This window comes from Pseudomonas faucium (assembly GCF_021602585.1).
GTDB classification, from domain to species: Bacteria; Pseudomonadota; Gammaproteobacteria; order Pseudomonadales; family Pseudomonadaceae; genus Aquipseudomonas; species Aquipseudomonas faucium.
The window spans coordinates 24582-31708 of the sequence record NZ_BQIP01000037.1 but is presented as its reverse complement, the minus strand read 5'-3'; the positions used below and the strand labels follow the sequence as shown (position 1 = coordinate 31708).

At 67.7% G+C, this 7127-nt stretch carries 7 protein-coding genes; 5 read left to right on the top strand and 2 right to left on the bottom strand.

Translation table 11 applies throughout. The annotated features are described in order from the left end of the window. Positions 1-3: 3 nt before the first annotated feature. Positions 4-618, top strand: coding sequence for a 16S rRNA (guanine(966)-N(2))-methyltransferase RsmD (gene rsmD / locus L6D75_RS26075; protein ID WP_236193923.1), 615 nt, complete (start codon positions 4-6; stop codon positions 616-618). Between the two features lie 60 nt (positions 619-678). Further along, positions 679-1671 carry a hydrolase gene (locus L6D75_RS26070; protein WP_176515752.1) on the top strand — a complete coding sequence of 331 codons (993 nt, stop codon included), beginning with the start codon at positions 679-681 and terminating at the stop codon, positions 1669-1671. A 111-nt stretch (positions 1672-1782) separates the two neighbouring features. On the opposite strand, the gene L6D75_RS26065 is transcribed toward L6D75_RS26070, so the two are convergent. After that, positions 1783-2637, bottom strand: coding sequence for a sulfurtransferase (locus tag L6D75_RS26065; RefSeq protein WP_176515750.1), 855 nt, complete (start codon positions 2635-2637; stop codon positions 1783-1785). 34 nt (positions 2638-2671) lie between these two features. Next, entirely contained in the window at positions 2672-3337 is a 666-nt protein-coding gene (locus L6D75_RS26060) for a TetR/AcrR family transcriptional regulator (RefSeq protein ID WP_176515756.1), read from the bottom strand. A 151-nt stretch (positions 3338-3488) separates the two neighbouring features. Between L6D75_RS26060 and L6D75_RS26055 the strand changes: the two genes are divergently transcribed. From L6D75_RS26055 to L6D75_RS26045, 3 genes are read left to right on the top strand one after another with little or no spacing between them, the layout of a single operon-like run. Beyond that, the gene (locus tag L6D75_RS26055; protein ID WP_176515748.1) at positions 3489-4919 is read left to right on the top strand and encodes a coniferyl aldehyde dehydrogenase; all 1431 of its coding nucleotides are present in this window, start codon (positions 3489-3491) and stop codon (positions 4917-4919) included. A gap of 10 nt (positions 4920-4929) precedes the next feature. Continuing rightward, on the top strand, positions 4930-5415 hold the full coding sequence (locus L6D75_RS26050) for a twin-arginine translocation pathway signal protein (protein ID WP_176515746.1): 486 nt from the start codon (positions 4930-4932) through the stop codon (positions 5413-5415). 21 nt (positions 5416-5436) lie between these two features. Beyond that, a complete protein-coding gene (locus L6D75_RS26045) occupies positions 5437-7035 on the top strand; it encodes a GMC family oxidoreductase (protein ID WP_176515744.1) in 1599 nt (532 codons plus the stop codon). Positions 7036-7127: the final 92 nt, after the last annotated feature.

Here is a 7127-nt window from a genome sequence, read left to right as displayed (position 1 = left end):
CAGGTGACCCTGGCCCTTGCTGTGGCCCGCCCGCAGCCGGGCCACAGCAAGGGCCAGGGTCACCTGCGCATCATCGCCGGCCAGTGGCGCAGCCGCCGCCTGGCGGTGCCCGACGGCGAAGGCCTGCGGCCAACGCCCGACCGCGTGCGTGAAACCCTGTTCAACTGGCTGGCCCCGCACATCGAAGGGGCGCGGGTGCTGGATGCCTTCACCGGCAGCGGTGCCCTGGTGCTCGAGGCGCTGTCGCGCGGCGCCGAGGATGCCGTGGCGCTGGACAGCAACCCGGCCGCAATCAGCAACCTGAAGAACAACCTCGAGCTGCTGCGCTGCCCGCGTGGGCAGATCCTGCAGACCGATGCCCTGCGTTACCTGCAAGGCCCGGCCAAGCTGCAGTTCGACGTGGTGTTCCTCGACCCGCCGTTCCACCAGGACCTGCTGGCCAACACCTGCAACCTGCTGGAACAGAACCAGTGGCTGCGCGAGCAGGCCTGGATCTACACCGAGAGCGAAGCGGCGCCCTCGACCCTGCAGATGCCCGGCAACTGGCGCCTGCATCGCGAAAAGAAGACCGGCCAGGTGCACTACGCCCTCTGGCAGCGCAGCACAACCGACCAATAGCGCAGGTACGGCGGTGAGGTTTCATGGCACTCTAGGCAGGCACAACACGAGTCGCCCAGCATGCCCAGTCTCACCGCGTCCTTCCGCCCGGCCATCGGCCTGTCCAATCCCCACCTGCAGACCCTGTGGGGCCCGTTGTGGCGCAAGCTGCCGGTGCTCGCACGCAATCGCGAGCGCCTGTGGCTGGCGGACGGCGATTTCCTCGACCTCGACTGGCATGGCCCGCACCAGGCCGACGCCCCCCTGGTGCTGGTGCTGCACGGCCTGACAGGCTCATCCCACTCGCCCTATGTCAAAGGCCTGCAGCAGTCGCTGCAGCTTCGTGGCTGGGCCAGCGTGGCGGTGAACTGGCGCGGCTGCTCGGGCGAACCCAACCTATTGGCCCGCAGCTACCACTCCGGCGCCAGCGAAGACCTGGCAGAAGTGGTCGCCCACCTGCGCGCCGAGCGGCCGATGGCGCCGCTGTATGCCGTGGGTTATTCGCTGGGCGGCAATGTATTGCTCAAGTACCTGGGTGAAAGCGGCAGCGCCAGCCAGCTCGAAGGGGCGGTGGCGGTTTCCGTGCCGTTTCGCCTGGACCAGTGCGCCGACCGCATCGGCCAGGGTTTTTCCAAGGTCTACCAGGCGCATTTCATGCGCGAGATGATGGCTTACGTGCAGTCCAAGCAGCGCCACTTCCGCGACCTGGGCCACCACGAGGGCCTGGCCGCGCTGGAGCGCCTGGGGCCGCTGCGCAACCTGCGCACCTTCTGGGACTTCGACGGCAGGATCACCGCGCCCCTCAACGGCTTCAGCGATGCCCACGACTACTATCGGCGCTCATCGAGCCGCTATTACCTGGGGGAGAACCGCACGCCGACGCTGATCATCCACTCGCTGGATGACCCCTTCGTGTCGCGCAGCAGCCTGCCGACGCTCAGCGAACTGGCACCGCAGACGCACTTCGAGCTGCATGAGCGCGGGGGGCATGTGGGGTTTGTCGAGGGTAGCCTGCGCAATCCGGGGTACTACCTTGAGCGGCGGATTGCGCAGTGGCTGGTGGAAGGTCAATAGATTTCCAGTGGCCCCATCGCCGGCAAGCCGGCTCCCACAGGTTGCCCGCAGCCCTCAAGGCATGCGGGGTGCCTGTGGGAGCCGGCTTGCCGGCGATGGGGCCGGGCCTGCTTACTCGCCAGTCGCCACACCATGTTTCGGGTTGTTGATCCACTCGCTCCAGGAGCCGGCATACAAGCGCCCCAGCGGATACCCCGCCAACGCCAGGGCGAACAGGTTGTGACAGGCCGTCACCCCCGACCCGCAGTACGCCACCAGGTGTTCGGGTGAACGCCCGGCAAGCTTTGCGGCAAAGCGCTGCTTGAGCTGCTCCGGCGGCAGGAAACGCCCATCGGCAGCCAAGTTTTCGGTAAACGCCGCACATTGGGCACCCGGAATATGCCCGGCCACCGGGTCGATAGGCTCCACCTCACCACGAAAACGCGGCAAGGCGCGGGCGTCGATCAAGGTCAGCTCCGGGCTGCCCAGGCGCTTGGCCAGGTGCTCGGCATCGATCAGCAGCTTGGCGTCTGCCTCGCCGGTGAACGCGCCTTCACGCTTTTGCGCTGCGTCCAGGCTCAATGGCAGGTGCGCCGCGTGCCAGGCCTTGAGGCCGCCATCGAGGATGGCCACGCCAGTGCGCTTGCCCAACCAGGCCAGCAGCCACCAGGCGCGGGCGGCGAAGGCACCGGGGCCGTCGTCGTACAGCACCACCTCGCTGTCGTTGTCCAGCCCCCACTCACGCAGGCGCTCGACCAGCCGCTGCGGGTCGGGCAGCGGGTGGCGACCGGTGCGGCCCTTGCTCACCGGCCCGCTCAGGTCCCTTTCCAGGTCGGCGAAATGCGCGCCGGCAATATGCCCCTCGGCATAGCTGCGCTGGCCGTAATCCACATCCTCCAGGGCAAAACGACAATCCAGGATCACCAGCTTGGGCGAGTCCAGACGCTCGGCCAGCTGTTGCGGGGTGATCAATTGCGCAAGGGGCATGACTCTCTCCTGATCGATGGCACGACGGCCCTGGCTAGTGTTCCAGGGCCTGGTTGAACGGTACGTGGAATTCCTGGCACAGCGCGTCCACGGCGCTGCGGGCGTTGGCGGTGACGAAGCCGAGCTCCAGCACCAGCACTTGATAGACGCCACGCTTGAAGGCTTCTTCACCCAGGTGGGCGGAATGTTCGCGGGTGGTACTGAGAAAACGCACCCAGGACGTCAGCACGATCCAGGCATTGATGGTCAGCGATTCGATCTGCGCAGGCTCCATGGCCAGGATCCCGGCGTCGACGAAGCCGCGGTAGATCGCCTGGCCCTGGCGCAGGCAGCGCTCGGAAAAGCGCCGGTAGCGGGCAGCCAGCTCGGCGTCGCTGTCCAGCAGGTGCTCCAGGTCGCGGTGCAGGAAGCGGTAGTTCCACATCGCCGCCAGCAGCGCCTTGAGGTAGAAACGCTTGTCTTCCACCGTGGCGGCGCGCCCTTGCGGCGGGCGCAGGAAGCTGTCCACCAGCTCTTCGTACTGGCTGAACAGCAGCGCGATGATCGCCTGCTTGTTGGGGAAGTGGTAGTACAGGTTGCCGGGCGAAATTTCCATGTGCGCGGCAATGTGGTTGGTACTGACGCTGCGCTCGCCCTGCTGGTTGAACAGCTCCAGGCTGTTCTGCACGATGCGCTCTCGGGTCTTCATGCGCGGGGCCATGCTCAGCTCCCAGTCTGCAGGCTTACGGTAATGGCTCATCTTACGGTGTAACACGCCTTGCGTGCACCGCCAGGCCGCCGGAAAAAAGTCGCACCATGGTACGAATTAGAGTATAGGCTCTAGGCATTCTCAACCCTAAGAGGATGCCTTCGTGACCTCGCCCATCGCCATGCCTGCTGTGCATTCCGACACCGACCTGGAAGCGACGTTCGCCGCCCAGCGCCTGGCGTTCGCTGGCAACCCGATGCCGCCCCTGGCGCAACGGCGGCAGTGGCTGAAAAGCCTGCGCGAGGCGCTGCTGGCGGACCAGCAACAGCTGATCGAAGCCATCGACGCGGACTTTTCCGGGCGTAGCGCCGATGAAACCCTGCTGGCCGAGCTGCTGCCCTCGGTGCAAGGCATCCGCCACGCCGAACGCCACCTGCGGCGCTGGATGCGCCCTGCGCGCAGAGCCGTCGGCCTGGCCTTCCAGCCGGCCAGCGCGCGGGTGCTGTACCAGCCGCTGGGCGTGGTCGGGATCATCGTGCCGTGGAACTACCCGCTGTTTCTCGCCATCGGCCCGCTGACCGGCGCCCTGGCCGCCGGCAACCGGGTCATGCTCAAGCTCAGCGAGGCCACCCCGGCCAGCGCCCAGGCGCTGCAAACGCTGCTGGAGCGGGTATTCCCCGCCGACCTGGTCAGCGTGGTGCTGGGCGACGTCGAGGTGGGCCAGGCCTTCGCCAGGCTGCCGTTCGACCACCTGCTGTTCACCGGCGCCACCAGCATCGGCCGCCAGGTCATGCTGGCCGCCGCGCAAAACCTGACCCCGGTGACCCTCGAGCTGGGCGGCAAATCACCGGCCATCGTTTCGGCCAGCGTGCCACTGGACACCGCTGCCGAGCGCATCGCCTTCGGCAAGACCCTCAACGCCGGCCAGACCTGCGTCGCCCCCGACTACGTGCTGGTGCCGCGCGAGCGCCTGCAAGCCTTCGGCGATGCCTACCGCAACGCCGTCCGGCGCTTCTACCCGCGCATTGCCGACAACCCCGACTACAGCGCCATCATCAACCCACGCCAGTTGCAGCGCTTGCAGCAGCTGCTGGACGACGCCCGCGCCAAGGGCGCCGAGGTTATCGACCTGTACCCCGACGAGCCGCGCCAAGGCCGGCGCCTGCCGCCACACCTGCTGCTGCAGGTGAGCGACGACATGCAGGTGATGCAGGACGAAATCTTCGGCCCGCTGCTGCCGCTGGTGCCCTACGACAGCCTCGACCAGGCCCTGGCCTACATCAACCAGCGCCCGCGCCCCTTGGCGCTGTATTACTTCGGCTACTCGCGGGCCGAGCAGGCGCATGTGCTGCAGCACAGCCACTCAGGCGGCGTGTGCCTGAACGACACCCTGCTGCATGTGGCCCAGGACGACCTGCCGTTCGGCGGCATCGGCCCCTCCGGCATGGGCCACTATCACGGCCACGAGGGCTTCATGACCTTCAGCAAGGCCAAGGCGGTGCTGGCCAAGCAGCGCCTGAACGCGGCACGGCTGATCTACCCGCCCTATGGCAAAGCCTTGCAGCGCCTGGTCTACAAGCTGTTCATCCGCTGAGGCCGGCGCCATGCTCCGTCGCGATCTGCTGCGTTTCAGCCTGGGCGCCAGCGCCTTCCTGGCCACCGCCAGCCTGGTGGGCTGCAGCCCTCAGGCGCCGGCCAGCGGTTATCAGGTGTTGCGCGCCGACGACCTGCCGCTGCTGCGGGCGTTGATCCCGGTGGTACTGGCCGGCACCGCGGCCAGCGATGTGCAGGTTTTGCACAGCCTCGACCACAAGCTGGCCGCGTTGTCCCCGCAAATGCTCAAGCTCACCCGGCAACTGTTCGACGTGCTCAGCCTGCCCTTGACCCGCGGGCCGCTGACCGGTGTCTGGGGCGCCTGGGAGCAGGCCGACGGCGAGCAGGTGACGGCATTTTTGCAGCGCTGGCAGGACAGTTCGCTGAACCTGCTGCGCATGGGCCACGCCTCGCTGCTGCAACTGCTGCAAATGGCCTGGTACGAGCGCCCGCAAGCCTGGGCCGCCTGCGGCTACCCCGGCCCACCGAAAATCTGACCCACAGCAAGGTCCCCTGCCATGCCTGTCACTGACCCGTTTCGCCAAGGCCTCGAACGCGGCTGGATCACCCACGACGCCTCACGCCTGGAGCACGACCTGACCCTGCAGGCCGATATCGCCGTGATCGGCAGCGGTGCGGGGGGCGCCACCAGCGCGCAGATGCTCAGCACCGCCGGGTTCAAGGTGCTGCTGATCGAGGAAGGCCCGCTCAAGACCAGCAGCGACTTCCACCTGCTGGAGAACGAGGCCTACGCCAGCCTGTACCAGGAAGGCCTGGGCCGCATGAGCAAGGACGGCGCCATCACCATCCTCCAGGGCCGCGCGGTGGGCGGCACCACCGTGGTCAACTGGACGTCGAGCTTCCGCACCCCCGCGCCGACCTTGGCGCACTGGGCCGCTGTGCACGGCGTGCAAGGCCTGGGCGAGGATGACCTGCGCCCCTGGTTCGAGCGCATCGAACAGGCCCTGGGCATCAGCCCCTGGGCCATGCCGCCCAACGCCAACAACGACGTGCTGCGCCGCGGCTGCGAGCAGCTCGGCTACCGCTGGGCGGTGATCCCGCGCAACGTGCGCGGCTGCTGGAACCTCGGCTACTGCGGCATGGGCTGCCCGGTCAACGCCAAGCAATCGATGCTGGTCACGCGCATCCCCGCCCTGCTCGAAAATGGCGGCGAGCTGCTGTACCTGGCGCGCGCCGAACGCTTCGAGCACAACGGCGAGCGCATCGCCCAGCTGCACTGCCAGGCCCTGGATGCCCAGGGCATACAGCCAACGGGGCGCAGCATCCGGGTGCAGGCCCGGCACTACGTGCTCGCCGGTGGCGGCATCAACAGCCCGGCGCTGCTGCTGCGCTCCCAGGCGCCCGACCCCCATGGCCGCCTGGGCCAGCGCACCTTCCTGCACCTGGTGAATTTCAGCGCGGCCCGCTTCGACCAGCGCATTGACCCGTTCTACGGCGCCCCGCAGTCCATCTACAGCGACCACTTCCAGTGGCAGGACGGGGCCGACGGCGCGGTGGGCTACAAGCTGGAAGTGCCGCCGCTGCACCCGGCGCTGGCCAGCACCCTGCTCGGCGGCCATGGCCGCGACAATGCCCAGCGCATGGCCGAGCTGCCGCATACCCACGTGATGCTGGCGCTGCTGCGCGACGGTTTCCACCCGCAAAGCGTGGGTGGCTCGGTGGAGCTGCGCGGCGATGGCTCGCCGGTGCTCGACTACCCCGTCACCGACTACCTGCGCGATGGCCTGCGCCGGGCCTATCACAGCATGGCGCAGATCCAGTTCGCCGCCGGCGCCACCCAGGTGACCCCGGTGCACAGCGACGCCCATGCCGCCACCAGCCTTGCGCAGGCGCAAGGGATGATCGACGGCTTGCGTCTGGAGCTGTTCCGCACGCGGCTGGGCAGTGCCCATGTGATGGGCGGCTGCGCCCTGGGTGAAGACCCGCGCCAGGCGGTGTGCGACAGCCTGGGGCGGCATCACCAGCTGGAAAACCTGTCGATCCACGACGGCTCGCTGTTTCCCACCAGCATTGGCGCCAACCCGCAATTGTCGGTGTACGCCCTCAGCGCCAAGCTCAGCGAAGCCCTGGCCAGCCGCCTGGCACAGAGTGCATGACAACAAATACACCGGCTGTCTATAGTGCCATCAGCCGGCCGCATGACTTGGCCGGGCGCAATCGCTGCGCTACCATCCGACTCCCCAACGCA

Coding starts and splice junctions, on each gene's coding strand:
- L6D75_RS26070 (WP_176515752.1), top strand. CDS start 679: ATGCCCAGTCTCACCGCGTCCTTCCGCCCGGCCATCGGCCTGTCCAAT.
- L6D75_RS26065 (WP_176515750.1), bottom strand. CDS start 2,637: ATGCCCCTTGCGCAATTGATCACCCCGCAACAGCTGGCCGAGCGTCTG.
- L6D75_RS26060 (WP_176515756.1), bottom strand. CDS start 3,337: ATGGCCCCGCGCATGAAGACCCGAGAGCGCATCGTGCAGAACAGCCTG.
- L6D75_RS26050 (WP_176515746.1), top strand. CDS start 4,930: ATGCTCCGTCGCGATCTGCTGCGTTTCAGCCTGGGCGCCAGCGCCTTC.
- L6D75_RS26045 (WP_176515744.1), top strand. CDS start 5,437: ATGCCTGTCACTGACCCGTTTCGCCAAGGCCTCGAACGCGGCTGGATC.